Annotated in this window: 22 protein-coding genes; 8 read left to right on the forward strand and 14 right to left on the reverse strand. The window is 68.8% G+C overall.

From position 1 onward, the window contains the following. Positions 1–85 precede the first annotated feature (85 nt). The 4 genes from recF to dnaA all read right to left on the reverse strand — a co-directional run bounded on the left by recF (position 86) and on the right by dnaA (position 4,797). Entirely contained in the window at positions 86–1,231 is a 1,146-nt protein-coding gene (gene recF, locus JHW38_RS16555; RefSeq protein WP_207522426.1) for a DNA replication/repair protein RecF, read from the reverse strand. Positions 1,232–1,589: 358 nt separating this feature from the next. Beyond that, the gene (gene dnaN, locus JHW38_RS16560) at positions 1,590–2,690 is read right to left on the reverse strand and encodes a DNA polymerase III subunit beta (RefSeq protein ID WP_207522427.1); all 1,101 of its coding nucleotides are present in this window, start codon (positions 2,688–2,690) and stop codon (positions 1,590–1,592) included. 465 nt (positions 2,691–3,155) lie between these two features. Then, complete coding sequence (locus JHW38_RS16565; protein WP_207522428.1) at positions 3,156–3,404, reverse strand: hypothetical protein; 249 nt, start codon at positions 3,402–3,404, stop codon at positions 3,156–3,158. 40 nt (positions 3,405–3,444) lie between these two features. Continuing rightward, the gene (gene dnaA / locus JHW38_RS16570; protein WP_242690968.1) at positions 3,445–4,797 is read right to left on the reverse strand and encodes a chromosomal replication initiator protein DnaA; all 1,353 of its coding nucleotides are present in this window, start codon (positions 4,795–4,797) and stop codon (positions 3,445–3,447) included. Positions 4,798–5,123: 326 nt separating this feature from the next. Here dnaA and rpmH point away from each other — a divergent pair, with 326 nt between their 5' ends. From rpmH to mnmE, 4 genes are all read left to right on the forward strand, one after another. Continuing rightward, positions 5,124–5,264 (forward strand): 50S ribosomal protein L34, encoded by a 141-nt coding sequence (gene rpmH, locus JHW38_RS16575; RefSeq protein WP_027083663.1) that lies wholly within the window; start codon positions 5,124–5,126, stop codon positions 5,262–5,264. Positions 5,265–5,350: 86 nt separating this feature from the next. Next, on the forward strand, positions 5,351–5,785 hold the full coding sequence (rnpA, locus tag JHW38_RS16580) for a ribonuclease P protein component (protein ID WP_207522430.1): 435 nt from the start codon (positions 5,351–5,353) through the stop codon (positions 5,783–5,785). Between the two features lie 15 nt (positions 5,786–5,800). Next, positions 5,801–7,537, forward strand: coding sequence for a membrane protein insertase YidC (gene yidC, locus JHW38_RS16585; protein ID WP_207522431.1), 1,737 nt, complete (start codon positions 5,801–5,803; stop codon positions 7,535–7,537). 259 nt (positions 7,538–7,796) lie between these two features. Next, on the forward strand, positions 7,797–9,167 hold the full coding sequence (gene mnmE, locus JHW38_RS16590; RefSeq protein ID WP_207522432.1) for a tRNA uridine-5-carboxymethylaminomethyl(34) synthesis GTPase MnmE: 1,371 nt from the start codon (positions 7,797–7,799) through the stop codon (positions 9,165–9,167). 150 nt (positions 9,168–9,317) lie between these two features. Here the strand turns inward: mnmE and JHW38_RS16595 are convergent, their stop codons facing one another. From JHW38_RS16595 to JHW38_RS16615, 5 genes are all read right to left on the reverse strand, one after another. Beyond that, a complete protein-coding gene (locus tag JHW38_RS16595) occupies positions 9,318–10,418 on the reverse strand; it encodes an alkene reductase (protein WP_207522433.1) in 1,101 nt (366 codons plus the stop codon). A 212-nt stretch (positions 10,419–10,630) separates the two neighbouring features. Continuing rightward, on the reverse strand, positions 10,631–11,434 hold the full coding sequence (gene dkgB, locus JHW38_RS16600) for a 2,5-didehydrogluconate reductase DkgB (protein ID WP_207522434.1): 804 nt from the start codon (positions 11,432–11,434) through the stop codon (positions 10,631–10,633). 33 nt (positions 11,435–11,467) lie between these two features. Next, the gene (locus JHW38_RS16605) at positions 11,468–12,670 is read right to left on the reverse strand and encodes an MFS transporter (protein WP_207522435.1); all 1,203 of its coding nucleotides are present in this window, start codon (positions 12,668–12,670) and stop codon (positions 11,468–11,470) included. Between the two features lie 290 nt (positions 12,671–12,960). Then, complete coding sequence (locus JHW38_RS16610; RefSeq protein WP_207522436.1) at positions 12,961–14,073, reverse strand: zinc ribbon domain-containing protein; 1,113 nt, start codon at positions 14,071–14,073, stop codon at positions 12,961–12,963. Further along, entirely contained in the window at positions 14,073–15,134 is a 1,062-nt protein-coding gene (locus JHW38_RS16615) for an SPFH and helix-turn-helix domain-containing protein (RefSeq protein ID WP_207522437.1), read from the reverse strand. Before JHW38_RS16615 ends, JHW38_RS16610 begins: the two co-directional genes overlap by 1 nt. A 463-nt stretch (positions 15,135–15,597) precedes the next feature. On the opposite strand from JHW38_RS16615, the gene JHW38_RS16620 reads away from it, so the two are divergent. Continuing rightward, positions 15,598–16,638 (forward strand): energy transducer TonB, encoded by a 1,041-nt coding sequence (locus tag JHW38_RS16620; RefSeq protein ID WP_207522438.1) that lies wholly within the window; start codon positions 15,598–15,600, stop codon positions 16,636–16,638. Positions 16,639–17,273: 635 nt separating this feature from the next. On the opposite strand, the gene JHW38_RS16625 is transcribed toward JHW38_RS16620, so the two are convergent. From JHW38_RS16625 to JHW38_RS16640, 4 genes are all read right to left on the reverse strand, one after another. Next, on the reverse strand, positions 17,274–18,461 hold the full coding sequence (locus tag JHW38_RS16625; RefSeq protein ID WP_207522439.1) for an ABC transporter permease: 1,188 nt from the start codon (positions 18,459–18,461) through the stop codon (positions 17,274–17,276). After that, the gene (locus JHW38_RS16630) at positions 18,458–19,204 is read right to left on the reverse strand and encodes an ATP-binding cassette domain-containing protein (protein ID WP_207522440.1); all 747 of its coding nucleotides are present in this window, start codon (positions 19,202–19,204) and stop codon (positions 18,458–18,460) included. The genes JHW38_RS16625 and JHW38_RS16630 overlap by 4 nt, the downstream gene beginning before the upstream one ends. 138 nt (positions 19,205–19,342) lie before the next feature. Next, positions 19,343–20,878 carry an alpha/beta hydrolase gene (locus JHW38_RS16635; RefSeq protein ID WP_207522441.1) on the reverse strand — a complete coding sequence of 512 codons (1,536 nt, stop codon included), beginning with the start codon at positions 20,876–20,878 and terminating at the stop codon, positions 19,343–19,345. 232 nt (positions 20,879–21,110) lie between these two features. Next, positions 21,111–21,857: a ferredoxin--NADP reductase gene (locus JHW38_RS16640; protein WP_207522442.1), complete on the reverse strand. Its 747-nt coding sequence runs from the start codon at positions 21,855–21,857 to the stop codon at positions 21,111–21,113. Positions 21,858–22,200: 343 nt separating this feature from the next. Between JHW38_RS16640 and JHW38_RS16645 the strand changes: the two genes are divergently transcribed. The 3 genes from JHW38_RS16645 to JHW38_RS16655 all read left to right on the forward strand — a co-directional run bounded on the left by JHW38_RS16645 (position 22,201) and on the right by JHW38_RS16655 (position 25,138). After that, positions 22,201–23,127 (forward strand): ABC transporter ATP-binding protein, encoded by a 927-nt coding sequence (locus tag JHW38_RS16645; RefSeq protein ID WP_242691412.1) that lies wholly within the window; start codon positions 22,201–22,203, stop codon positions 23,125–23,127. Beyond that, positions 23,124–23,936, forward strand: coding sequence for an ABC transporter permease (locus JHW38_RS16650; protein ID WP_207522444.1), 813 nt, complete (start codon positions 23,124–23,126; stop codon positions 23,934–23,936). The genes JHW38_RS16645 and JHW38_RS16650 overlap by 4 nt, the downstream gene beginning before the upstream one ends. A gap of 668 nt (positions 23,937–24,604) precedes the next feature. Beyond that, on the forward strand, positions 24,605–25,138 hold the full coding sequence (locus JHW38_RS16655; RefSeq protein ID WP_207522445.1) for a hypothetical protein: 534 nt from the start codon (positions 24,605–24,607) through the stop codon (positions 25,136–25,138). 70 nt (positions 25,139–25,208) lie between these two features. Here the strand turns inward: JHW38_RS16655 and JHW38_RS16660 are convergent, their stop codons facing one another. Then, positions 25,209–26,060, reverse strand: a complete 852-nt coding sequence (locus JHW38_RS16660) for a hypothetical protein (RefSeq protein WP_207522446.1) — start codon at positions 26,058–26,060, stop codon at positions 25,209–25,211. Between the last annotated feature and the right edge of the window lie 93 nt (positions 26,061–26,153).

Here is a 26,153-nt window from a genome sequence, read left to right on the forward strand (position 1 = left end):
TGCGTCCGGGTGGGATGCGGACGGGGTCGGCGGGGTTTAGAACCGAGGTTGGCGTCGTGTTCCACGTGGAACACGTCTGAGGCCATCAAGAGCGGGTTCCACGCTCCAGTTCCACGGACAGGCTTCCCGTGGAACCGTGGATCCTTGATTCCTGCCGCAAGGTTCCATGTTCCACGTGGAACCGAGCGATCTCGACTTCCATCTCGGCCAACGCGGGCGGAGGCTCTGTGCCGGTGATGAAAACTTGGGCCCGACTGGCGATCAGACGCTCCAGCACGCGACGCTGATGCCGGCGATCCAGCTCCGAGGCCAGATCGTCCAGCGCGATCACCGGCCATTCGCCCTGGACTTGCGCGTGCTGCTCGGCCTGGGCCAGCAAGGCCACCAATGCGACCAGCTTGGCTTGCCCGCGCGACAGGGCCTCGCGGCCCGGAATCGCACCGTAGCCGATGCGCCAGTCGGCGCGATGCGGGCCGACCGAGGTAAAGCCTTGCTGCTGGTCGCGTTCCCGGGCCAGCAGCAGGGCGTCGGCCAGCGGGAAGTCGTCGCGGCGCCAGCCGGGGACGTAGTCCAGGCGGATCGCGCCCAGTCCCGGCGCGAGTTCCGCCGCAAACGCGGCAAATCGGGGCTGCAGCTCGTCCAGATATTGCTGGCGGCGCCGGCTCAGCGGTTCGCCAGCCTCGGACAGCTCGCGATCCCACGCATCGATCTGGCCATCGCGGGCCCGCGCCTTGAGCAGGGCGTTGCGCTGCTTGAGCGCGCGGGTGTATCGCCGCCACAGCGGAGTGAAGTCTGGTTCCACGTGGAACAAGCCCCAATCGAGATAGCGACGACGGATTTCGCCGGGCCCGGTAATCAGCGCGTGGCTGCCGGGCTCGAAGCTGACGACGGCCAGCGCCGCGCACAACTCGCCGAGCTGGGACACCGAAGCGCCATCGAGCCGGCCGACCCAGTCCTGTCCGCTGTGCCGCAACCCGGCCTTGCGCCGCTGGTCGCGGCGGGCCTCCTGCCATTCGACGAACACTTCCAAGGCCGGATCGCCGGCACGGATCAAACCGTCGCGAACGCGGCCACGAAAACTGCGCCCGTAGGCCATCAGGTGCAGGGCTTCGAGCAGGCTGGTCTTGCCCGCGCCGTTCTCGCCGGTGATCAGGTTGATCCCGGGCGCCGGCAACAGGCTTACGTCGGCGAAGCGGCGCAGGCCGCGGGCGTCCAGGCGGGTTACGTGCATGGGGGAATGATCGCAGATTGGCTAGGGCGGGGCGGGCGGGACGCAGCAAACGGGCCTGGCTAAACCGGTATGGGCTACCTGTAGGAGCGGCGCGAGCCGCGACAACCGAAGCGATTGACGCTAGCGGAGCCGCCGAAGCCAAAGATCCGCCAGAACAAGGTTTTCCTAGCCACATCAGTCGCTTAGGCGACCTCGTGGTACCAAATTTCTTCGGTTGATCGCGGCTCGCGCCGCTCCTACAGGGCCCTCAGGAACCCGACGTAAGCAGCCGAACCTTCAGCCAGGCCCCAAAACGCACACGCCCGGCAGAAGCCGGGCGTGTGTTGTGTTCCACGTGGAACCGAAGCGACGCCGTGGATCAGAGACGCAGCGGCATCACCACATGGCGGCAACGTTCGTTCGACGCCTCGCGCACCAGCGCCGAGGAGTTGGCGTCGCGCAATGCCAGCACCACATGCTCGTCGCGCAGCGCGGTCAGGGCGTCGAGCAGGTAGTTCACGTTGAAGCCCACGGCCAGGTCGTCGACCTTGGTGTCGGCTTCGACTTCTTCCTGCGCTTCTTCCTGTTCCGGGTTGTGCGCGCTGATCTTGAGCTGGCCGGGCGAGACTTCGATGCGCACGCCGCGGTACTTCTCGTTCGACAGGATCGCCGCGCGTTGCAGCGAAGCGCGCAGGATCTCGCGCTCGATCCGCACTTCCTTGTCGGCGCCGATCGGAATCACCGCCTCGTAATCGGGGAAACGGCCGTCGATCAGCTTGCTGGTGAAGGTGACATCGTCGCGCTTGATGCGGATGTGGCCGCGGCCCATCTCCAGCTCGACCTCGCGGTCGCCGCCTTCGAGCAGACGCTGCAATTCCTGCACGCCCTTGCGCGGCACGATGATCTGGCGCTTGGTCTGCGCGCCGCCTTCGAACGGCGCTTCGCACAAGGCCAAACGGTGGCCGTCGGTGGCGACGCAGCGCAGGCTGGTTTCGCGCAGGTCGAACAGCAAGCCGTTGAGGTAATAGCGCACGTCCTGCTGCGCCATCGCGAACGCGGTGCGTTCGATCAGCTCCTTCAGCGCGGCTTCCGGCACGCGCACGCGTTCGGTCGCTTCGACTTCGTCGATCGACGGGAAGTCGTTGGCCGGCAGGCTCGACAGGGTGAAGCGCGAACGCCCGGCCTGCACGGTGATCTTCTCGGCGGCCTGGCTCACGGTGACCTTACTGCCGTCGGGCAGGGCGCGCACGATTTCGAACAGCTTGCGCGCCGGAATCGTGGTTTCGCCGTCCTTCGCATCGTCGACGTTGACGCGCGAAATCATCTCGACTTCCAGGTCGGTGCCGGTCAGCGAGAGCTGGCCGTCCTTGACCTGAACCAGCAGGTTGGCGAGGACCGGCAAGGTCTGCCGGCGTTCGACGACATTGACCACTTGGGCCAACGGCTTGAGAAAAACTTCGCGTTGCAGGCTGAAACGCATGCGGACCCCTTGGCCGGTCGGTGGGCGCAAACCCAATTACTAAAGAGATGTATAAATCAAAATCTTGGTGGCGGTGGAGCAGCGAAAAACTGTTGAAAACCGACTTAAGACTTTGATTTACAAGCTAATTCCGGTAACTCAAACGCGGGTAGAACTGGCCCTGGAGGGCGGGTGGAACCTGTGGATAACCTCGGCGCGTCGCCGCGGCCTGAACTTTATCCACAGCTTGTACGAGTCTAGTCCCCGAACTTATGCCTTTCACATCAGCAACTTAGCGTCTACCTTGTGTCCACCGGCGGCGCGGTCGTCGGTGCGGACCCCGAACCGCCGGCGCTGGAACCCGGTTGGATCCGCCTAGCGCCTGCGCCTTGTGCGCGGCCCCGGCAAACCGGTGGTTCCTGGAATCCCGACCCACGCCAACGCCGAACCACCCGCCCGGCCCCTCAGCCTGCGGTCCTGCGATCTCTACGGATGAGCGCGGACGGCAGCCAGACCGACCGGAAGGCCGTGCCGCTGCGTCGCGCTCGTCGTCGTGGATTCCAGCAGGAACCGCCAATGCAGGAGCCGCACCACATAAAACGAGCCGCCGGCCCGCCGCTGGGCGAGGTCGCGGCCGGCTCCGGCCGGAAGGCCGTTGCGGCGCCAGCTTAGCGCGGGCGGCGCGGTGCGGTCGGGGCGCGATAGCGGGATCGCGCCGTCGGCGTTGCCGCGCATCCCAGGCCGAGGCCGGCGCCCGCCGAGCAGGCGCCGCGGATCACTCGCTGAGCTTGCGGATCAGCTTGTCCCAGTCTTCCCGCAGCTTGCCGTCGGTTTCCATCAGGGTGCGGATCTGACGGCAAGCGTGCAGAACGGTCGTGTGGTCGCGACCGGCGAAGGCATCGCCGATCTCCGGCAGCGAGTGTTCGGTCAGTTCCTTGGTCAGCGCCATGGCCACCTGGCGCGGACGGGCGAGCGAACGCGTGCGCCGCTTGGACAACAAGTCCTTGATCTGGAGGCCGTAGTAGTCTGCCACGGTCTTTTGGATGTTGGGGATGCCGATCGCCTGTTGCTGCGCGCGCAGCAGGTCGCGCAGGGTTTCCTGGGCGAACTCGGCGGTGATCGCGCGGCCGGTGAAGTTGGCGCGCGCGGTCAGGGTGTTGAGCGCGCCTTCCAGGTCGCGCACGTTCGAGCGCATCTTCTTGGCCAGCAGGAAGGCGACTTCCTCGGGGATCGCTGCGCCGCGTTCCTTGGCCTTGGAGATCACGATCTGGGCGCGGGTCTCGAAGTCCGGCGGCTCGATCGCCACCGACAGGCCCCAGGCCAGGCGCGACTTCAGCCGCGGCTCCAGGCCTTCGACCTCGCGCGGGTAGCGGTCGCAGGTCAGGATGATCTGCTGCTTGCCGTCGAACAGCGCATTGAAGGTGTGGAAGAACTCCTCCTGGGTGCGGTCCTTGCCGGCGAAGAACTGGATGTCGTCGATCAGCAGCGCGTCGACGCGCTGGAACTGGCGCTTGAACGCATCCATGGTCTTGTCCTGCAGCGCTTTCATCATCGCGCTGAAGAACTGCTCCGAACGCAGGTACATCACCCGCATCGCCGGATTGGCGTCGCGCATGGCGTTGCCGGCGGCGAACATCAGATGGGTCTTGCCCAGGCCGGTGCCGCCGTACAACAGCAGCGGGTTGTGCGCGCGTTCGCCGGGCTTCTGCGCGGCCTGCCACGCGGCGGCGCGGCCGAGCTGGTTGCTGCGGCCTTCGACGAAGTTGTCGAAGGTGTAATGGGTGTCGAGGTTGCCCTGGAACGGCTCGACCGGCGCGGTCACCGCGGCCGGCGCCTGGCGCACGGCGCTGGTGGTCGGCTCCAGCGGCAGCGGCTGGGTGCTGCCCGGCGCGCGCGGCAGCGAGCCGACTTCCAGGCTGACGTCTTCGCTGCCGGCGAAGTACGACAACAGCTCGCGGATGCGCGCGAGGTAGCGCTCGCGCACGTGTTCGACCACGAACGCGTTGGGCGCGTAAAGCACGGTCTTGCTGTCGCGCTGCGCGGCCTGCAGCGGCTTCAACCAGGTATGCACGTCCTCGACCGGGAACTCGGCTTCAAGGCGTTCGAGGCAGCGGGGCCAGGCTTCCATCTGTAGCGTGTCTTCTTGTGTGCGTGTTTCGTGCGTGGGGCGGTCGGCCGCAACGGCGGGGCCGGCGGCGGACGAAAGCGGCCCAACGCACGATGCGCACATCGCGACGCAGGAAGCCGGGGGGTCGGTCAGACTACCACCGAGGCCGGGATCGGAACAGGACTAATCCACAGGTTCATGCACAGCTCGTGCACAGGCTGCCCCCAGGCGCTTTGGTGGCCTGCGTCGCGCATCCGCAATCCCAATCGGGACAAGGGCTTGACCCTGCCGTAGGGGCGCCGCTAGAATCGGCGGTCCACTTTCGTCGTTATCTTTGCGAGCCTGTCATGGCCACCAAGCGCACCTACCAGCCCAGCAACCTCAAGCGCAAGCGCGACCACGGTTTCCGTGCCCGCATGGCGACCGCCGACGGCCGCAAGATTCTCGCCCGTCGTCGCGCCAAGGGCCGCAAGCGCCTGACCGCCTAAGCGTTGCCGGCCGCCCTGCCGAGATCGTTCCTGGCCATCGACCGCCAGGCACGGCCGATCCGGCGCCGCGCGGCCGAGCGCCTGCAATGAACTCGAACCGCTTCCCGCGCACCGCGCGGGTACGCGCGCGTTCCGATTTCGACCGCATCTTCAAGCATGGACGGCGCGTGGCGCTGCCCGTGCTCGCTTTGCATTTCCAGGCCGACCCGCAGATTCCGGCGCGGCTGGGGCTGGCGGTGTCGCGCAAGGTCGATCCGAACGCGGTCGGCCGCAACCGCATCAAGCGCATCCTGCGCGATGCCTTCCGCCACCTGCGCGGCGAGCTCGCCGCGGGCGATTATGTCGTGGTCGCGCGCCCGGGTGCGGCCAAGCTGTCCGGCGAGGAACTCCGCGCCGCGTTCCACAGTCTGCTCAAGCGCGCCGGCGCCCGAAACGCGCTCGCATTGCCCGAGACTGCGGCCCCCGGCACAATGCCGGCCGCTTCCCCTTCTCACCCCACGCCGGACTCCGGTCCCGGCTGAGCCCGCCTGCTGCCCATGAACCAGACCCGTGCTTTTCTGATCCTCGCCTGGCTGATGGTGGCGACCCTGCTGTGGATGGAGTGGGGCAAGGAGAAATCGGCGCCGCCGGCTCCGCCGCCGAGCGCGGTCGCGCCGGCCAGCAGCGTGCCCAGCGTCGCCGGCCTGAGCGCTGCGCCCGGCGTGCCCGCCGCGCCGACCGCCGCGCCGTCCGCGCCGGCGGCATCGCCCGGCGTCGCCGCGGCCGCGCCCAGCGACGCGCCGGTGGTGGTCAGCACCGACGTGTTCAAGGTGATCCTCAACGGCGGCGAGATCAGCGAGGCCGACCTGCTGCGCTACCCGGTCGGCACCGAGCCCGACAGCCCGCCGATGCGGCTGCTGGCCCACGATTCGACCCTGTACTTCGTCGCCCAGAGCGGCTGGGTCAACCAGGCCAAGATCGCCCCGACCCACGATGCCGGCTTCCGTTACGCCGGCGACTCGCGCGAGCTCAAGCTGGCCGACGGCGCCAAGGAAATCGCGGTGCCGTTCGTGTGGACGGGCGCCGACGGCGTGACCATCACCCGCACCTACACCTTCCGCCGCGGCGACTACGTCATCAAGGTCCGCGACGAAGTCGCCAACGCCAGCGCCGCGCCGTGGCAGGGCTACATCTACCGCCAGCTCAGCCGCGTGCCGCGCGAGCTCGCGCGCAAGGGGCCCTTCAGCCCCGAGCAGTACAGCTTCCAGGGCGCGGCGTGGTACAGCCCGACCGACAAGTACGAGAAGCGCAAGTTCGACAAGTTCGCCGCCGACGGCAACCTCAACAAGCAGGTCACCGGCGGCTGGATCGCGATGCTGCAGCACCACTTCTTCGCCGCCTGGATTCCGGGCGACAAGGACCAGGGCCAGTTCCAGCTCGACCAGCTCAACGCCGGCGGCGCGTCGCAGTACGTCATCCGCGACGTCGGCCCGGGCTTCACCGTCGCGCCCGGCCAGAAGGCCAGCACCGAAGCGCGCCTGTGGGTCGGCCCGAAGCTGGTCAAGGCGATCGAAGCGCAGAAGGTGCAGGGCCTGGACCGCGCGGTCGACTTCAGCAGCTACTCGATCTTCGCCACCCTCGCCAACGGCCTGTTCTGGCTGCTCGACAAGCTGCACGGCCTGTTCGGCAACTGGGGCTGGGCGATCATCGGCCTGGTGGTGCTGCTGAAGCTGGCGCTGTATCCGCTGTCGGCGGCGCAGTACAAGTCGCAAGCCAAGATGCGCAAGTTCCAGCCGCGCGTGGCCCAGCTCAAGGAGCGCTACGGCGACGACAAGCAGAAGTTCCAGATGGCGCTGATGGAGCTGTACAAGAAGGAGAAGATCAACCCGGTCGGCGGCTGTCTGCCGCTGCTGCCGAGCATCATCATCTTCATGACGCTGTACTGGATGCTGGCCGAGTCGGTGGAACTGCGCCACGCGCCGTGGACGCTGTGGATCCACGACCTGACCTCGCGCGATCCGTTCTTCGTGCTGCCGCTGTGCAACATCGCGATCATGTGGGCGACGCAGAAGCTGACCCCGATGACCGGCATGGACCCGACCCAGCAGAAGATGATGCAGTTCATGCCGCTGGTGTTCGGCGCGATCCTGGCGTTCCTGCCGGCCGGTCTGGTGCTGTACCAAGTCGCCAACGGCGGTCTGGGTCTGTTGCAGCAGTGGATCACGACCAAGCGCTACGCCGAGGAGAATGCCGGCGGCGGTGGCGGCAAGGACAAGGACAAGGACAAGAGCTGATCGGTTCGCCGGATCGGTTTTCGCGAAGCCCGCCGCAAGGCGGGCTTTTGCGTTTCTGGGGATAAGTCGGTTGCTGCGCAGCGCCACCCGCCGTCATCCCCGCGAAGGCGGGGATCCAGGGCTTCACCGCGACACGACTCTGAAGTCTCTGGATCCCCGCCTGCGCGGGGATGACGACTCGTGGGCTGCGTGGAGACAGATGGCGAAACCCCGAACTCCGACCTTATCCACAGCACGACCCAGCCACTATCATTCGCCTATGACCGCCCCCGCCTCCGCCCGCGACACCATCGCCGCCATCGCCACCGCGCCCGGCGCGGGCGGCGTGGGCATCGTGCGTTTATCGGGAGCCCAGGCGCGCGAGATCGCGCGAACGATGGCCGGCCGCGAACTGCAACCGCGCTACGCCCATTACGTGCGTTTCCGCGACGGCGCCGGCGAGACCATCGACGACGGCATCGCGCTGTTCTTCGCCGCGCCGGCCAGCTACACCGGCGAGGACGTCGCCGAGTTGCAGGCGCACGGCGGCCCCGCGTTGCTGGAGGAACTGCTCGCGCGCGCGTGCGCGCTCGGCGCGCGCCGCGCGCGGCCGGGCGAGTTCAGCGAACGCGCGTTTCTCGAAGGCCGGCTCGACCTGGCTCAGGCCGAGGCCGTCGCCGACCTGATCGCCGCGGCCGACGCGCGCGCCGCGCGCGCGGCGCGGCGCGCGCTGGACGGCGAATTCTCGCGTCGCGTCGAAGCCCTGGCCGGCGACCTGCTGGCGGTGCGCGTGCACGTGGAGGCGGCGATCGATTTCGCCGACGAGCCCATCGACACGCTCGGCGGCGGCGCGTTGCGCGAACGCTTGCGCGGCGCGGCGCAGGCGCTGGACGACTTGCTGGCCGCGGCCGAACGTGGCCGGCGTCTGCGCGACGGCCTGCATGCGGTGATCGTCGGCCCGCCCAACGCCGGCAAGAGTTCGTTGTTGAACGCGTTGGCCGGCAGCGAGCGCGCCATCGTCACCGACATCGCCGGCACCACCCGCGATCTGCTGCACGAAACCATCAAGCTCGACGGCGTCGAGCTGACCCTGGTCGACACCGCCGGCCTGCGCGACGGCGGCGACGCGATCGAGCGCGAAGGCATGCGCCGCGCGCGCGGCGAACTCGACCGCGCCGACCTCGCCATCGTCGTGCTCGACGCGCGCGATCCGCACGGCGGGTTGGCCGCGGTCGCCGATGCGATCGAACCGGTGCCGGCGCGCTTGTTCGTCTACAACAAGATCGATCTGCTCGAATCCGACTACGACTCGCCGGGGCCGGCCGATGTCGGCGGCGAAAACCGGGTGTTCGTGTCCGCGCAGACCGGCGCGGGGCTCGATGCCTTGCACGCGCGCTTGCGCGCGTTGGCGCAAGGCGATGGCAGCGATGCGGCCGAAGGCGCGTTCACCGCGCGCGCGCGGCATGTCGATGCGTTGCGGCAGGCGCGCGAGGAGCTGGCCGAGGCGCGCGCGCAGCTCGATCACGAGATGCTCGATCTGGCGGCGGAAGCCCTGCGCCATGCGCACGACGCGTTGGGCGAAATCACCGGGCGGGTGCGCGCCGATGATTTGCTGGGGCATATCTTTTCGAGTTTCTGTATCGGTAAGTGAAACGTCGACGGTGGGAGCAGGGTTGCGCCGTCGGTGCGGTTTCGCGGTCGCGGCTTGCGCCGCTCCTACAGGGGGCTACCTGTAGGAGCGGCGCGAGCCGCGACCACGACACATCGTCTACGGCGCAACGACCCTACCGCCGCCGCACCCTCACGCCGCGCGCGGATAATCCGTATAACCCTGCGCCCCACCGCCGAAATAACGCGAGCGATCGCCCTCGTTCAACGGCAAATCCCGCCGCAACCGCTCCGGCAGGTCCGGATTGGCGATGAACGGCCGGCCGAAGCCGATCAGGTCGGCCCAGCCGCGCGCGAGCGCATGTTCGGCGCGGGCCTTGTCGTACTTGCCCGAGTAGATCAGCGTGCCGCAGTAGATCAGGCGCAAGGCGTCGCGGAACGCGTCGGGCATGCTGGGCGCGTCGTCCCAGTCGGCTTCGGCGATGTGCAGGTAGGCGACGCCGATATCGTCGAGCAGTTTCGCGGCGGCGAGGTAGGTCGCCTGCGGCGTGTCGTCGACCGCGCCTTGCAGCGTGGTCAGCGGCGCCAGGCGCACGCCGACGCGTTCGGCGCCGATCGCATCGGTCACGGCTTGCGCGACTTCGCGCAGAAAGCGCAGGCGGTTCGGCAACGAACCGCCGTACTCGTCGTCGCGCGCGTTGGCCTGCGAGTCGATGAACTGGTTGATGAGGTAGCCGTTGGCGCCGTGCAGCTCGATGCCGTCGAAGCCGGCGGCGACGGCGTTGCGCGCGGCCTGGGCGTAGTCGGCGACGATCGCGGCGATCTCATCGCGGTGCAGCGCGCGCGGCGCGGAGTGCTGGACCATTTCGCCGACGCCGGCTTCGGGCCCGCGGCCTTCGACGTCGACGAAGACTTTGACGCCTTCGGCGACCAACGCCGACGAGGACACCGGCGCGGCGCCGTTTTCCTGCAAGGCGACGTGCGAGACCCGGCCGACGTGCCACAGCTGGGCGAAGATGCGCCCGCCCGCCGCGTGCACGGCGTCGGTGACGCGGCGCCAGCCGGCGATCTGTTCGGGCGTGTAGATGCCGGGGGTCCAGGCGTAGCCCTGGCCCTGGCGGCTGATCTGGGTGCCTTCGCTGACGATCAGGCCGGCGCCGGCGCGTTGCGCGTAGTACTGCGCCATCAGTTCGGTAGCGACCTCGCCGCGGCCGGCGCGCGAGCGGGTCATCGGCGGCATGACGATGCGGTTGGGAAGATCGAGCGCGCCGATGCGGTGGGGGGCGAACAACATGGGGATATCTCGCGGAAGTCGGGAACGAGGTGGAGTCGGGCGCGCGCGAGCGTAGGCGTCGCGGCGCCGATGCAGTGTTCTGTGGATAAGGTTGCGCGGCGGGCGTGTGCGATGGCGGTCGCGGCTTGCGCCGCTCCTACAGGTGGATCGCATGCCTTCTGTAGGAGCGACGCAAGTCGCGACCGCGACATTTCAACTACGACGCCACCGCCTCAATCCCACGCCGGCGCCAATCCGTCCGGATCGGTCAGCCGTTCGCCGCGATCCAGCGCCGCGATGCGCTGCATGTCCTCATCGTCCAAGCGCAGCGACACCGCCAGCAGATTGCCGGCCAGATTCTCGCGCTTGGTCGAAGACGGAATGACCGCATAGCCCAGCTGCATCGCCCAGGCCAACGCCACCTGCGCGGGCGTGGCGCGATGCTTGGCGGCGATATCCACAAGCGCCGGGTCGCTCAACACCTTGCCGTAAGCCAAGGTCATGTACGACGTCAGCGCGATCCCCGCCTCTCGCGCGAACCGCGCGAGCTTGCGGTTCTGCAGGTACGGATGCAGTTCGACCTGATTGGTCGCGAGGGCGTCGGCGCCGACCGCAGCGATCGCGCGCTGCATCAGCGCGATGTTGAAGTTGGAAACGCCGATCGCACGAGTCAGACCTTCGTCGCGCGCTTGCGCCAGCGCGGCCATGAATTCTTCCACCGGCACGGCGTCGTCCGGCGACGGCCAGTGGATCAAGGTCAGGTCGACGTAATCGGTGCGCAGCTTGGCAAGGCTTTCGCGCAAGCTGGGGATAAGCCGGTCGCGCGAGAGGTTGTCGATCCAGATCTTGGTGGTCAGGTAGACCTCGCCGCGGGCCACGCCGCTGTCCGCGACCGCTTGGCCGACCTCGGCTTCGTTGCCGTAGATCTGCGCGGTGTCGACGGCGCGGTAGCCCAGCTCCAGGCCGGTGCGGACGGAATCGACGACGGTCTGGCCCTTGAGGCGGAAAGTGCCGAGGCCGAAGGCAGGAACATTCATGTGGATATCTCCGAAAGAAAGCGGGGGAAGAATTCAGTGCGCGGCGACGGCAATGCCGTCGGCACGGTCGGCGACGCCGTCGCGGCGGTCCAGGCGGCCGCTCAGCGCGGTCAGGCCGAACGCGGCCAGCACCACCAGCGCGGCGATCCACGGCGTATGCGCGAGGCCGAGGTGGGCGACGACTTGTCCGCCGGCCCACGCGCCGCCGGCGACGCCGAGGTTGAACGCGGCGATGTTGAAACCGGCGGCGGTGTCGACCGCCTGCGGCGCATAACGCTGCGCCTGCTTGACCACGTACACCTGCAGGCCGGGCACGTTGCCGAACGCGACCGCGCCCCAGGCCAAGGCGGTCAATACCACCAGCCACGGGCTGTGCGCGGTGAAGCTCAGCGCCAGCAGCACCGCGGCGAGCAGCGCGAAGATGATCTTCAGCGCGGCGACCGGGCCGCGGCGGTCGGCCAGCCGCCCGCCCCAGACGTTGCCGACCGCGACCGACACGCCGTAGGCCAGCAACACCGCGCCGACCATGTTCGGGCTGAGGCCGGCGATGTCCTGCAGGATCGGGGCGAGAAAGGTGAAGGCGATCAGCGAGCCGCCGTAGCCGACCGCGGTCATCGCGTAGACCAGCAGCAGGCGCGGTTGCAGCAGCAAGGCGGCCTGCTTGCGCAGCGGCGCAGGTTCGCTGTGGGCGATGCGCTGGGGTACGAACAGCGCGCTGCCGATCAGCGCGACCAGGCCGAACCCGGCGACCGCGAGGAAGGTCGCGCGCCAGCCGAAGTGCTGACCGAGGAAGGTGCCGAGCGGAATGCCGGTGACGAAGGCCACGGTCATGCCGCTGAACATCGTGGCGATGGCGCTGGCGGCTTTTTCCTTCGGCACCAGGCCGGTGGCGATGATCGAGCCGACCGAGAAGAACACGCCGTGGGCGAGGCCGGTCAGCACGCGGGCGAGGATCAGGGTGGCGTAGCCCGGGGCCAGCCAGGCGAGCAGGTTGCCGGCGGTGAACAAGGCCATCAGCGCGACCAGCAGCGCCTTGCGCGGCACCCGGCCGGTCAGCGCGGTCAGCAGCGGCGCGCCGATCGCGACCGCGAGCGCGTACAGGCTGACCAGCAGGCCGGCCGCGGGCAGGTCGACGCGCAGGTCGGCGGCGAGGGTCGGGATCAGGCCGACGATGACGAACTCGGTGGTGCCGATGGCGAAGGCGCCGAGGGTCAGGGCCAACAGGGCGAGGGGCATGGCGGGCATCCGGGGAATCGGGCGATTCGGGATGCGCAGTGTCGGCGCCTGGGCTTTGCGGAAAAACGCAGTTTTTATCGAATTACATTTGACTGGAAGTCAAGGATAGAAACGGGGGAGCGCTGTGGATAAGCACGGGACAGCGCTCGGATAAATCTCCCGAAAGCCAGTCAGGACAAGGCTATAGATGGGGTTCCAGTTATCCACAAAGGCTTATCCACAGCCTCGGCGACCTCGCGCTCGTGCCCGATCGCCGTCGAGTCTGTGGATAAACCGCGTTTGTGGATAACTCAGCGGTTGCCGCCGAACACCGCCATCAGCACCAGCAGTGCGATCGCCGCGGCCAACCCGGCGAAGAAGATCTTGACCCAGCTGTAGGGCCGCTCGCCGGCCAGCGCGCCGGTGTAGCCGTTGGCCAGCACCTGATAGCTGCGCGAGCCGTAGGTGTAGCTGACCAGCCACACCGGCACCAGCACGTGCTTGAAGGTGCGGCCGCTGAAATCGGCGTCGACCTGCAGGTTGCGCTGGGTGTCGCCGGGGACCTGCGCCGAACACAGGCTGCGGGTCTGCGCTTCCATCTGCGCCTGCCCGATCTGCGCGGCGCGGCGCAGGTCGACCTGATAGCGCTCGACCAGCCAGCCGCGCACGAACTCGGGCGAATACGGCTTCAGGTCGGTGGTGGTCGGGAACGAACCGATCCGTTCGAGCAGGCCGGCGTGCACGCCGACCGTGCCCGGCACCAGTTCGTCGTCGAAGAAGTGCTGCAACGCGCCGGACGCGGATTCCCAGCGCGTGCGCTGCACCTGCCGGGTCTTGCGCTCGCCGTTCTCGGTGTAGCTCTGGGTCTCGTAATAGTGATAGCCGGCCTCGGCGGTCCAGCGCGCGGCCACGTGCGCGTCGAAGGTCCAGTACGGCAGGTACACGCCCTTGAGCGTGTCGGTCAGCGCCGCGCGCTTGAGCCGGTTCGGCGCGAACCAGCGCGTGCCGTACCACTTGCGGATCGCGTCGCGCACCTGGCCGTCGCTGAGCTTGAACGGCAGCAGGCTTTGCGGGGTGATCGCATCGCCGAGCGACTGGTGGTCGATGATCGACGGCGAGCCGCAGAACTCGCAGCGCTGCGCGACCTTGCCGTCGACGAACACCGAGATCGCCTTGCAGCTTTGGCACTGCACCTCGCGCGGCGCGCCGTCGTCGGCGTAGCCGCGTTGTTCGCCGGGGTGTTCGGACAGCGCGCGCGCCAGGTCCAGTTCCTGCACCACTTGCAGGCCCTGGCTTTCCTGCGCCTGCGTCCACGGCACCACGGTGCCGCAGTACGGACACGCCAGCGCCTGCTTGGACGCGTTCCATTGCAGATCCCCGCCGCACTCCGGGCAGGGATGTTTTCCGACGGTGGCGTTGTCCATCAGCCGCGCAGGAATTCTTCGAGCGCGCTCTTGGCGATGCGGGTGGCGTTGCCGATCTTGCGCGCCTTCAGATCGCCGGACGCGATCGCGGCCATCACGTCCTCGACCGAGACGCCGAGCGTGGCGGCGGCCTGTTCGGGCGTCAGCACTTCCAGTCCCGCGGCCGCGGCGGGCGCCGCGGCTTGCGCCGGCGCCGAGCCCGCGCCCGGCGCGCCCGACATGCCGCGCATCATTTCCTGGGCGATGCCGAAACCGACCGCCATCTGCGCCGGCACCGCGGCCGAGGCGTCGCCGCCCTGGCCCATCGCGCTGCCCATCTGGAACTTGACGTAGTCGTTGAGGTTGCCGACCGCGCCCATGCTCGAACGCGCATCGATCGCCTTCTCCACGTCCGGCGGCACCGACACGTTCTCCAGCACGAAGGCGGTGATCTCGATGCCGTACTTGGAGGTCATCGCCGGATTGATGACCGGCAACAGCGCCTCGCCGAGTTCGCTGTAGCGCGAGGCCACGTCCAGCGCCGGCACCTTGGCGGTCGCCAGCGCCTCGGTGAACACGCTGACGATGCGCGAACGCATGGTGTCGGCGAATTCGTCGAGGCGGAAATTCTGGTCGGTGCCGGCGACTTCCTTGAGGAACTTCGGCGGGTCGACGATGCGGAAATCGTAGGTGCCGAACGCGCGCAGGCGGACCACGCCGAAGTCGGCGTCGCGCATCATCACCGGGTTGGCGGTGCCCCACTTGTTGCCGGTGAACAAGCGCGTGTTGAGGAAGTAGACGTCGCACTTGAACGGCGATTCGAAGCCGTACTTCCAGCCCAGGATCGTCGACAGGACCGGGATGTTCTCGGTCTGGAGGGTGTGCTTGCCGGGGCCGAACAGGTCGGCGTACTGGCCGGCGGCGACGAACTGGACCTGCTGCGACTCGCGCACGATCAGCTGGGCGCCGTTCTTGATCTCCTTGTCGTCGTCGGGAAAGCGATAGGAGAGGGTGTCGCGCGAGTCATCGGTCCACTCGATGATCTCCAGCAGCTCGCCCTTGATGAAACCCAGAATGCTCATGTCGCCGCTCCGCTTCCTGCCAGTGGTGCGGCCGATTCTAGAGCACGGCGGTTGCGCTGCAGACCCGCGGCGGGTCGGTCCCGCGCCGAACGCCAGGCCGCTTGCGGACGGACCGGCCGCACGCCGCGCCACGGGCGGCCCGGTCGACGACCGCGGCCCGGCGGGCGTGCCGACGGCATCGCCGGGCAGCGGACGAGGCTCCGTCCGCCGGCGCACGGCCGTTCGCCGGCGCGGTCCGGCGGCCGGCGAAAACTGTGGCGACGGTCGCGCACGTGGCTGCGAACCGACACACCCGGTATCGGTGCGGCCCGCGATGGATGGCACACTCGGGGTCTGACGCCCATCGCGGCGGGCCGCGGCAACCTGAACGCTTGACAAACGCGGCCCGCTAGCGCGTTCTATCCGGCGTGCGCCCGGCCCCGTATCGGACGGGGACTCGCGTACTTCAGGGGAGCTTTTATCGATGATCGCCAATAACGACCGGCATTACAGCCGGCTGTCCGCCGTAAAGCAGTTGTCCGCCGTGTTCGCGCTCGGATGCGCGCTGGCGGCCTGCGGTAAGAAAGAAGAAGCCGCCCCGGCCGCGCCGGAGCAGGCCGCGCCGAGCGCGAGCGCGCCGGCGGTGAACGCCGGAAACGCCGTGTCGGCCAAGGTCTCGGCGCTGACGGTCGAGCAACTGCGCGACGCCGCGCGCAAGGCGTACGCGGAAAACCGTCTGTACGCGCCGGCCGAAGACAACGCGGTGGAGTACTACCTGGCCCTGCGCGAGAAGGCGCCGGCCGATGCGGTGGCCTCCAGCGCGCTGACCGACCTGCTGCCGATGACCGTGATCGCCACCGAGCAGAGCATCGGCCGCGAGGATTTCAGCGAAGCCCAGCGCCTGTCGGCGCTGATCGAACGCGCCGACGGCCAGCACCCGGCGTTGGCCCGGCTCAAGGCCTCCATCGCCAGCGCCCAGCAGGCGGTGACCAAGCGCGCCGAGCAGGAAAAGCTGACCGCCGAGGAACAGACCCGCAAGCAGGCCGAGCTGGAGAAGCAGCGCCTGGCCCAGCAGCAGCAACAGCAGCAGCAGGCCGCGCAGCAGCTGGCGACCCAGCAGGCCGCCGAACGCCAGGCCGCGACCCAGCGCGCCGCCGAGCAACGCGCCGCCGAACAGCGTGCGGCCGAACAGCGCGCCGCGCCGACCGCCGCCGCGCCGGAACGTCCGGCCCCGGCGCCGGCCGCCGCGAGCGCACCGGCCGCCGCCGCGAGCGACCTGCGCGCGGTGTCGACGCCGGCGCCGCGTTACCCGCCCGAAGCGCTGCGCGCCGGCACCTCCGGCGAGGTCCAGGTCGAGTTCACCGTCGGCACCGACGGCTCGGTCACCGCCGCGCGCGTGGTCCGCGCCAACCCGGCGCGCGTGTTCGACCGCGAAGCGGTCAACGCGGTGCGCAAGTGGCGCTTCCAGCCGGTGCCCGCGCCGGTCACCACGCGCCGCACGATCGGGTTCAACCCGGGCGGTTGATCGCCGCGGCGATTCGAAGCGAAACGAAAAAGCCCGGCTCGCGCCGGGCTTTTTTATACCGCGAAGGTTGCGCTTGCGACTGTAGGAGCGGCGCGAGCCGCGACCGCGACAACGCAACTGCGGCGTTGCTTGCGGCGGAGCGGCGTTGTCGCGGTCGCGGCTAGCGCCGTTCCCGCAAGGCCGCGTTGCCGGATCAGCTTGAGATCGCAGGACCGATATGAGCCGTTTTAATTACGACGACAGGGTTCGCGTCATGGCCGGGGTCGACCAGAGGTGGCGGCCCGGTGCTGTCGCATGGATTGTCGGGGTTTTCGAAGATCGGCCGAGCGGGAGCTATTTCGAACACTTTCCGCAAGGGGTCGTGTACTCGATCGAGTACGAAGACGGCGCGTCCACGGAAGTTCACGAAGACGCGTTGGAGCCGCTGGACTAGGTCGACGCAAACAGGCGCAGGCACTGGTTTTCCTGCGCGGGTCTTCGTTTTTCTTTTTACCGGGCGACCTGCGTTGCCGCCTGAGCCCGGCGACGCCGATCGTTGCTGGATCCGCGGCCGGAAAAACAGCGTCGGGCCTGAAGGCCCTCGCATGGGAGCCCTCCCGAAGGAGGGCTCTCGCACGACGGGGCGCCCGCAGCGCTCAGCCCGAAATCGCCAGCCGCTCGTTGTTGTAGCGGCGCACCGCGGCGATCCACAGCAGCGCCGCCAGGCCGAAGCCGCAGGCCAGGTACATCGCCCAGATCTGGCCGTTGATCGCCTCGCCGCGGATCACCTTCAGCAGCAGCTGGTTCTGCGCCAGGAACGGGACCGCGAACTGCCACAGCTGGGTCTTGAGCGGGTTGACCATCAGCACGAAGGTCGGCAGCAGCGGCAGCAGCATCAGCCAGGTCACGTGGCTCTGCGCTTCCTTCAGGCTCTTGGCCGCGGCCGACAGATAGGTCAGCAGCGCGGTGCCGATGAACGACATCGGCAGCAGGATCAGCAGCATCTTGCCGATCGAGTACAGGCTCACGTCGAGCATGCGCCCGACCCCGCTGCTCATCTGCGCGCTGAGCTTGAACGCCAGCAAGGTCAGCAGCAGCGAGAACAGGCCGAGCACGCAGGCTGCGGCGATCTTGCCGCTGACGATCGCCGCGCGCGGCGCCGGCGTGGCCAGCAGCGGCTCCAGCGACTGGCGTTCGCGCTCGCCGGCCGTGGCGTCGATGATCAGGAAGGCGCCGCCGGCGAACGAGGTCATGATCAGCAGGTACGGCAGCAGCGCCGACAGGATCAGGCCGCGCTTGGCCTCGGCGGTGGCGACGTCGCGGTCGGCGACGTTGACCGGCTGGACCACGCTGGCGGAAATGCCGCGCGCCAGCAGCCGCAGCGCGCCGACCTGGCGGCTGTAGCCTTCCAGCGCCGCGTGCAGGCGCCGCGCCGGAATGTCGGCGTCGCGGCGGGTGCTGTCCTGCACGATCTCCACCAGCGCCGGCTGCCCGGCCTTCCAGTCCTTGGCGAAGTCGGCCGAGACGATCAGGCCGACGTCGTGGTCCTGGCTCTGCACCGCCGCGTCGAGGTCCTTCGGCGCCGGCACCGCGACGATGTTCTGGGTGGCGAGGAACTTGATCAGGTTCGGCGCGCGTTCGGCGCCGACCACCGGCACTTTGAGCGCGTTGTCGAGCTGGGTGCGGGCGCGGTTCTCGGCCAGCGAGCCCATGCCCAGCATCAGCAGCGGATACAGCAGCGGGCCCATCAGCAAGGTGATCGCGAGGGTGCGGCGGTCGCGCGAGATGTCGAGCAGTTCCTTGCGCACCACCGACCAGAACGCGGCGAAGGGATTGACGTTCATGCGTGCAGGCCCTCGTCGCTGCCGATCGCCTTGACGAAGGCGTCTTCCAGATTGTCCTCGCCGGTCTGCGCGCGCAGTTCGTCGGCGCTGCCGGCGGCCACTACTTGGCCCTTGGCGATGATGACGACGCGGTCGCACAGCGCCGCCACCTCTTGCATGATGTGGCTGGAGAAGATCACGCAGCGTCCTTCCTCGCGCAGTCCGCGCAAAAAGCCGCGCATCGCGCGGGTGGTCATCACGTCCAGGCCGTTGGTGGGTTCGTCCAGGATCACGTTGCGCGGGTCGTGCACCAGCGCGCGGGCGATCGCGGTCTTGGTGCGCTGGCCTTGCGAGAAGCCTTCGGTCTGGCGGTCGAGGATGTCGCCCATGTCGAGCGCGCGCGCCAGCTCGGCGGTGCGCCGTTCGATCTGGGCGCGGCTCAGGCCGTGCAGTTCGCCGAAGTAGGCGATGTTCTCGCGCGCGGTCAGGCGCTTGTACACGCCGCGCGCGTCCGGCAGCACGCCGAGCGCGCGGCGCACCGCGGCCGGGTCCTTGGCCGCGTCGACGCCGTCCACGCGCACTTCGCCGCGGTCGGGACGCATCAGGGTGTAGAGCATGCGCAAGGTGGTGGTCTTGCCGGCGCCGTTGGGGCCGAGCAGCCCGGTGATTTCGCCGTCGCGCGCTTCGAAATCGACGCCTTGCACGGCATCGACGGTGCCGGTCTTGGTCTTGAAGGATTTATGCAGGTCGTGGGCGGTGATCATGGCTTCTGGTCGCGAATGGGGAATGGAGAATCGGCAGTCGGCAAAGGCAACGGGGCGCGCCAAGCAGCGAGGGAAGCAGACCAGCGCGATGCGGCGCGCCTTCTCGATTCCCTGTTCCCCATTCCCGATTCCCGGCTCCTACGGCTCCCACCCGGTGAAGGAAACGAACGGCGGCACGTAACCCAGCGTATCCAGGCAGCGCGCATCGAGCTTCTTGGCGTCGCCGCTTTCCAGGAACTGGCCGAGCAGCTTCGGCGTGCAGCCGACCCGCAGCGCGCCGTGGCCCTGGCCGCGCAGCACCAGATGGCGGCCGTTCGGCAGATGCTTGAGCACCTGCTCGCCGTAGCGCGGCGGCGTCACCGGATCGAGTTCGCCCGACAGCAGCAGCACCGGCAGGTCCGAGCGCAGCGGTTCGTGGAAATTCTTCGGCCGCGTGCCGGTCGGCCAGACCTTGCACTGCGCGGTCAGCGCGTCGGTCATGGCGTTGCCGAGCACGGTGTCCTTGTCGGCCGGATCGGCGACGAACAGGTCGGCGTCCTCGGCGCAGGTCACCGACAGCTGCATGCCGTAGTTGAGTTCCTCGCTGAGCTGGCCGCCGATCATCTTCGACAGCGCCAGCAGCGGCGCGTAGCGGCCCTGGTCGGCTTCCGACAGCACCAGCGGCAGCAGCGAGGCGGCTTCGGGCTGGTACGAGAACATCCGCGTGAGCATCGCCACGTGGCCGGCGCTGATGCGTTCGCGGCGCGGCTCGCCGGTCGACGGGTCGCGGTAGTCGACTTCGACCGGGTTGGCCTGCAGCCGCGCCATCAGCCGGCGCAGCTGCTCGCGCGGCTCGGCGCCGAAGCGCGCGCGGCAGGCCGGCGTCTGCTGGCACAGCTTGAACTGCTGGGCCAGCGCGTTGTCGAGGTTGCGCGCGTGTTCGCTGCCGAGCACCAGTTCGTTCGGCGCGACGCCGTCGAGCACCACCGCGCGGGTGTGCTGCGGATAACGTCCGGCGTACTGCTGGGCCACGCGGGTGCCGTAGGACACGCCGACCAGGTCGACCTTGGCCGCGCCGATCGCCGCGCGCACCGCGTCGAGGTCGGCGATCGCGTCGGTGGTGGTGAAGTAGCGCGCATCGACCTTGAGGTGCTGCGCGCAGCGGCGCACCGCCTCGGTCGCGGCGGCCATCTGCGCGGCCTCGTTCTGGCCGTCGTCGTCCTGCGGCACCGCCTCGGCGCAGGTCAGCGGGGTCGACTTGCCGGTGCCGCGCTGATCGACCAGCACGATGTTGCGGCGCTTGCGCACGTCGCGGAACGCCGCGTCGACCAGCGGCCACGACGCGGTCGCGGCCTGGCCGGGGCCGCCGGCGAGGAAGAACACCGGATCGTCCTCGGCCGCGGCGCTGTCGGTCGACGGCAGCCAGGCCAGGTTGAGCTCGATCTTGCGGCCGTTGGGCTGGGCGTGGTTCTCCGGCACCTGGAAGCGTGCGCACTGGGCCGCGATGGTGCCGGTCGCGAACGGCGAGGCCAGGGTGCAGGGTTCGAACGCGATCGCGCCGTAGCGGCGCTTGAGCGCGCCGCCGTTGCCGCCGCCGGCGTTGCTGTCGCAGCCGGCCAGCGCCAGGGCCGCGAACGCGGCGGCCAGCGCGATGGCCGCGCGCAGCGGCCGGGGGTGCTTGCAATCGATGGGCATGTTGCGTGGTCTCGTCGCCAGGCGGTTTCGCCTGCAAGAATGACAGACCCCGGTGGCGGGAAGAATGTGACCGCCCGGCGCGGTGAATCTTTCAACGGCTGTCGGGCCGCGCTGCGGCTGGGCCGAAAGCGGCGCGTCTGAAGGCTCTCCCACAACAGCCGAAGCCCGATGGCCTGCCGGCGCTTGTGAGCGGGCCTTCAGGCCCGACGCCCTTGTACCCGCCGCCGCGCCCTTACTTCGACGAAACGTACTTCTCGCGCCGGATCTGCGGCACCGCCAACCCATACCCCTTCAACGCCTCGAAACAGGCGTCGACCATGTTCGGATTGCCGCACAGATAAGCGATGTCGCCGTTGCCGTCGGGCGCGAACTCGGCCAGGAACTGCTGCACATAACCGTGGCGCACGTCCGGATGCGGGTCGGCCGGCAGCTCGCGCGAGAAGCACGGCACGAAGCGGAAGCCCGGCACGCGCTCGGCGAACGCGCGGAACTCGTCGCCGTACAGCAGTTCTTCCGGGGTGCGCGCGCCGAACAGCAGCACGACCTGGATACCGCGTTCGCGGATCTGCCGTTCCAGCTGCGGCAGCATCGCCCGGTACGGGGTCACGCCGGTGCCGGTGGCGATCAGCAGGTAGCGGCGGTTGGCGTCGGCCGGCATCAGGCAGAAGCGCCCGAACGGGCCGCTGGCCTGGACCGCCTCGCCTTCGCGCAGGCCTTCGAACAGCGCGGTGGCAGCGCCGCCGGCGACGTAGCTGACCGCGATCTCGACGGTTTCGCCCGGGCCCATCGCATGGTCGTGGATCGTCGCCAGCGAATAGCTGCGCTTGGTCGCGGTGCCGTCGGCGTACTGGAAGTGGACCTGGATGAATTGTCCGGGGATGTAGTCCAGCGGTTCGCCGTCGTCGCGCTGAAGCACGTAATGGCCCACGGTCGGCGCCAGCATGCGGCGCGAGACGAGCTTGAGCGGGAATTGCTTCATTCGACGGAGTTCTCGCTGAGCGCCCGGCCGGAGCCGGGCGCGGAAAGGGGGTCGGCCGTGCCGCAGGGGCGGGCGAAGCGACCGGCTGCGCAAACTCCGGGCGGGCCGGGCGCTTTCGCGCCGCCGCAATCGGGGCGTCCGCAACAGTCTGTGGCCGGAGTGCCGCCACGCGGCCGCCTATACTAAGCCATTCGCCGCGAGGCCCGCGGCCAGCGACCGAGACCCTCACGCAATGACCCAGCCAACGGCCCCCGCCACGGGCCCCCGGTCCGCCACGGCCAGCAGCGCCGCGGCCGTCCCCGCCACGGTCGGTTCCCCCGCCGCCGCCGTGCCCGCCTTGCGCGTGCGCGACCTGCGCAAGACCTACGACAACAACGTGCAGGCGCTCAAGGGCGTGTCCCTGGACGTCGCCGAAGGCGACTTCTTCGCCCTGCTCGGCCCCAACGGCGCCGGCAAGTCGACCCTGATCGGCATCGTCAGTTCGCTGGTCAACCTCAGCGACGGCTCGGTCGAGATCTTCGGCACCGACCTGCAGCGCCGGCGCGACGCGGCGATGCGGCTGATCGGCCTGGTGCCGCAGGAAATCAACTTCAACATGTTCGAGAAGCCGCTCGACATCCTGGTCAACTACGCCGGCTTCTACGGCGTGCCGCGCGCGCAAGCGCTGGCGCGCGCCGAGGAGGAACTCAAGCGCGCGCAGCTGTGGGACAAGGCCGACAAGATGAGCCGCACGCTGTCGGGCGGCATGAAGCGCCGGCTGATGATCGCGCGGGCGATGATGACCCGGCCGCGCCTGCTGATCCTCGACGAACCCACCGCCGGCGTCGACATCGAAATCCGCCGCGGCATGTGGAAGACCCTGCGCGAGATCAACGCCGCGGGCACCACGATCATCCTGACCACGCATTACCTGGAAGAAGCCGAGAGCCTGTGCCGCAACCTGGCGATCATCGACCAGGGCCGCATCGTCCAGCAGGGCCCGATGAAAGCGCTGCTGGCGATGCTCGACGTGGAAGGCTTCCTGCTCGACATCGACGGCGTGCTGCCGGCCGCGCTGCCGCAGATCGAAGGCGCGACCCTGCTGGCCGCCGATGACCACACGCTCGATCTGGAAATGCCGCGCGCGATGGACCTCAACCGCGTGTTCGCCGCGCTCGGCGAGGCCGGCATCCGGGTGCGTTCGATGCGGACCAAGTCCAACCGCCTGGAGGAGCTGTTCGTGCGCATGATCGCACCGCCTTCCGCCGCCGCCACCGGGAGCGCCGCATGAGCAGCCAGACCCAACCCGCGCCGAGCGCCGAGATTTCGCCCGCGCGCCGCAACCTGACCGCGCTGGGCACCATCGTGCGCCGCGAAGTCGCGCGCATCCTGCGCATCTGGGGCCAGACCCTGGTGCCGCCGGCGATCACCATGACCCTGTACTTCCTGATCTTCGGCGGCCTGATCGGCTCGCGCATCGGCGATATGGGCGGCTACACCTACATGGAGTTCATCGTCCCGGGCCTGGTGATGATGAGCGTGATCCAGAACAGCTACGGCAACATCTCCTCGAGTTTCTTCGGCGCCAAGTTCGGCCGCCATGTCGAGGAGCTGCTGGTCAGCCCGATGCCGAACTGGGTGATCCTGTGGGGCTACGTCGCCGGCGCGGTGCTGCGCGGCATCATGGTCGGCGCGATCGTGCTGCTGATCGCGATGTGCTTCACCACCGTGCGCATCCCGCATCCGCTGGTGACCTTCACCACGGTGCTGCTGGGCGCGACGATCTTCTCGCTGGCGGGCTTCATCAACGCGGTGTATGCGAAGAAGTTCGACGACGTGGCGATCGTGCCGACCTTCATCCTGACTCCGCTGACGTATCTGGGCGGCGTGTTCTATTCGGTCAAGCTGTTGCCGGCGTGGGCGGAGGCGGCGACGCACGCCAATCCGATCTTCTACATGGTCAATGCGTTCCGCTACGGATTGCTCGGCAGCAGCGACGTGCCGTTGTGGGTCGCGTATGCGTTGATGCTGGCGTTCGTGGTGGCGTTGTCGTCGCTGGGTTTGTGGTTGCTCAAGCGCGGCGTCGGGTTGCGTAGCTGAGCGCGCTCGACGTAGCTGCGCAAGCCGCATGACCTTCGCTGCGTTGTTCCGGCGAAAGCCGGAATCCGTGTTGTTGTAGCCGCTGCTTTTGCTCTCCTGCCGCCTCAGCGCAACTGTTGCGTAGGTTGCGTCGTGATTGCGTTTTCGCGGTCGCGACTTGCGTCGCTCCTACAGTCGGATACGAACCCTCTTCGGATATCGCAACAACGAGTGACGACAAGCGGAAATCCAAAGCTTCCGTCCGCAAGCGGCCGGGTCACTTTCTTTGTCTTGCCAAAGAAAGTAACCAAAGAAAGGCGCTTTCCCTGTTTCGAATCAAGAGCCACTATCGTTCGTGGCTTGCGCAGGGATGCGGGACAAGGGCCATCCTGGCCCGGTCCCGCACGCGCGCATCCATGCGCGCGCCCTTCGGGTCTCTGTTTGCCTGTGGCGAGTTCGGGACGGCGGGGGGAGCGAAAAGCAACGGCAACAGCAGAGACGACAGCCGGCCGTGTCTGCTGTTCGCGCTGACTACCTAGCGAAAACAGCGAATCCAAGCGTTCTCGTTGCCCGACACTTCGCCGCGTTCGCTAACTGAACCAAATCCCGCACCATTGACCCCTCCTGCACCCGCCTCGCGTTACAACGAGGCCGCCCGCACCGGGCGTAACCGCCACCAAGGAGTTCCCATGCGCCTGACGCCCCTCGCCGCGATCGCTTCGCTCGCCTTCCTCGCCGCGTGCACCGCACCGGACAAAGCCAAGGACGCCGCCGCGACGCCGGCCGCCGAGGTCGCGCCGGCCGCCACCGCCGAACCGGCCGCACAACCCGAACCGGCGACGACGCCGTCGGCCAAGATCGGCGCCGACCAGGTCGGCAAGCTCAGCCCGGTGCCGGCGTTCAAGGGCTTCGGCGAGCACTGGAGCGTGGATATCCAGGCCACCGGCGAGATGAACCACAAGGTCGATCTGACCTGGGGCAGCGGCAGCGAAAAGGCCAGCGGCACCGCGCGCTACAACGGTCAGCCGGCCGATGCGCCGAGCACGCTGATCGTGCTCAGCGGCGAGTTGCAGACCAAGGACGGGGCCAAGCCGATGACGATCGAGATCAGCCGCAAGGAATGCATCGACGACGGCGACAACAAGCACATGCAGTCGGTCGACATCAGCGTCGAGGGCATGGACAAGTTCAGCGGCGGCTGCGGCGATCTGGCCGTGTATTGATCGCATCGCAGACCGCGCAAAAACAAACGGCCCGCATCGCGGGCCGTTTGTTTTCCGTCGCGCCGCGCGCTCAGCGCCGCGCCGCGCGCCCGTGCCACCAGCGCACCAGCAGCCACGACAGGATCGGCGCGAACAGCAGCACCAGCAACACGATGGTGATGCGTCCGGCCATGTCCCACTGCTCGCCGCCGAGCATCGCCGGCAGCGAGCCGAGCACGATCAGCACCGGCGTCAGCAACGACGACGCCAGCGCCGGCAGCGCGCCGGAGCCGCGCCGCATCGGCGCGATCAGCGCGATCAGGCCGTGCACGGCGCCGATGCCGAGCCCGACCACGCTCATGCCGGCGCGCTGCTGGCCGTCGCCGAGCGTGGTGAACGCCGCGGCCACGGTCTGCACCAGCAAGGCGACGCCGGCGGCCAGGCTCAGCGCGACCAGCGCGCCGATCAAGCGCCGTTGCCACGGTTGCCACAGCACCGGCGCGGCGCCGCGCCCGGCCAGGCGCCAGGCCAGCGGCAACGCGACCAGGTTCACCGCCACCACCTTGAGCACGCCGAAGCCCGCGGCCCACGCGCCCATCGCCGATACGCTGTAGCGCCGCCCCAGCGATTGCATCAGCGGCGCCTGCGCGAGCGACCACAGCACGCCGAGGCCGAAGATCAGCACCAGCGCGGCGAGGATGCAGGCCCACGGCCGCGCCGGCACGCCGCGGCGGTCGGTCAGCGCGCTGGCGACGACGGCGACGGTGCCGATCAACAGGCCGATCGAACACAGCCACTGCGCCGCGCCCATGCCCGCGCTCTGGGTCGCCGGCGAGGACGCCGCCGCGGCCAGCACGAACGCGCCGGACAGCGCGAACACCAGCGTGGACAGGGTCAGCGGCACGAACGCGGGCGAGCGGTTTTCGGCGGGAGCGGTCGGCATGGGCGGGCGCGGGAAAGGGGGCGCGACAGGGTAGCCGGTTCGCCCGGGCGCCGGGTTCGCGCCGGCGCCGGGCGCACGCCACGGCAGTGACGT

The organism is Lysobacter enzymogenes (genome assembly GCF_017355525.1).
Classification (GTDB): domain Bacteria; phylum Pseudomonadota; class Gammaproteobacteria; order Xanthomonadales; family Xanthomonadaceae; genus Lysobacter; species Lysobacter enzymogenes_C.

Excerpts from the sequence above, each read along its gene's own strand:
- recF (WP_207522426.1), bottom strand. The coding sequence starts at position 1,231 with ATGCACGTAACCCGCCTGGACGCCCGCGGCCTGCGCCGCTTCGCCGAC.
- dnaN (WP_207522427.1), bottom strand. The coding sequence starts at position 2,690 with ATGCGTTTCAGCCTGCAACGCGAAGTTTTTCTCAAGCCGTTGGCCCAA.
- JHW38_RS16565 (WP_207522428.1), bottom strand. The coding sequence starts at position 3,404 with ATGCGCGGCAACGCCGACGGCGCGATCCCGCTATCGCGCCCCGACCGC.
- dnaA (WP_242690968.1), bottom strand. The coding sequence starts at position 4,797 with ATGGAAGCCTGGCCCCGCTGCCTCGAACGCCTTGAAGCCGAGTTCCCG.
- rpmH (WP_027083663.1), top strand. The coding sequence starts at position 5,124 with ATGGCCACCAAGCGCACCTACCAGCCCAGCAACCTCAAGCGCAAGCGC.
- rnpA (WP_207522430.1), top strand. The coding sequence starts at position 5,351 with ATGAACTCGAACCGCTTCCCGCGCACCGCGCGGGTACGCGCGCGTTCC.
- yidC (WP_207522431.1), top strand. The coding sequence starts at position 5,801 with ATGAACCAGACCCGTGCTTTTCTGATCCTCGCCTGGCTGATGGTGGCG.
- mnmE (WP_207522432.1), top strand. The coding sequence starts at position 7,797 with ATGACCGCCCCCGCCTCCGCCCGCGACACCATCGCCGCCATCGCCACC.
- JHW38_RS16595 (WP_207522433.1), bottom strand. The coding sequence starts at position 10,418 with ATGTTGTTCGCCCCCCACCGCATCGGCGCGCTCGATCTTCCCAACCGC.
- dkgB (WP_207522434.1), bottom strand. The coding sequence starts at position 11,434 with ATGAATGTTCCTGCCTTCGGCCTCGGCACTTTCCGCCTCAAGGGCCAG.
- JHW38_RS16605 (WP_207522435.1), bottom strand. The coding sequence starts at position 12,670 with ATGCCCCTCGCCCTGTTGGCCCTGACCCTCGGCGCCTTCGCCATCGGC.
- JHW38_RS16610 (WP_207522436.1), bottom strand. The coding sequence starts at position 14,073 with ATGGACAACGCCACCGTCGGAAAACATCCCTGCCCGGAGTGCGGCGGG.
- JHW38_RS16615 (WP_207522437.1), bottom strand. The coding sequence starts at position 15,134 with ATGAGCATTCTGGGTTTCATCAAGGGCGAGCTGCTGGAGATCATCGAG.
- JHW38_RS16620 (WP_207522438.1), top strand. The coding sequence starts at position 15,598 with ATGATCGCCAATAACGACCGGCATTACAGCCGGCTGTCCGCCGTAAAG.
- JHW38_RS16625 (WP_207522439.1), bottom strand. The coding sequence starts at position 18,461 with ATGAACGTCAATCCCTTCGCCGCGTTCTGGTCGGTGGTGCGCAAGGAA.
- JHW38_RS16630 (WP_207522440.1), bottom strand. The coding sequence starts at position 19,204 with ATGATCACCGCCCACGACCTGCATAAATCCTTCAAGACCAAGACCGGC.
- JHW38_RS16635 (WP_207522441.1), bottom strand. The coding sequence starts at position 20,878 with ATGCCCATCGATTGCAAGCACCCCCGGCCGCTGCGCGCGGCCATCGCG.
- JHW38_RS16640 (WP_207522442.1), bottom strand. The coding sequence starts at position 21,857 with ATGAAGCAATTCCCGCTCAAGCTCGTCTCGCGCCGCATGCTGGCGCCG.
- JHW38_RS16650 (WP_207522444.1), top strand. The coding sequence starts at position 23,124 with ATGAGCAGCCAGACCCAACCCGCGCCGAGCGCCGAGATTTCGCCCGCG.
- JHW38_RS16655 (WP_207522445.1), top strand. The coding sequence starts at position 24,605 with ATGCGCCTGACGCCCCTCGCCGCGATCGCTTCGCTCGCCTTCCTCGCC.
- JHW38_RS16660 (WP_207522446.1), bottom strand. The coding sequence starts at position 26,060 with ATGCCGACCGCTCCCGCCGAAAACCGCTCGCCCGCGTTCGTGCCGCTG.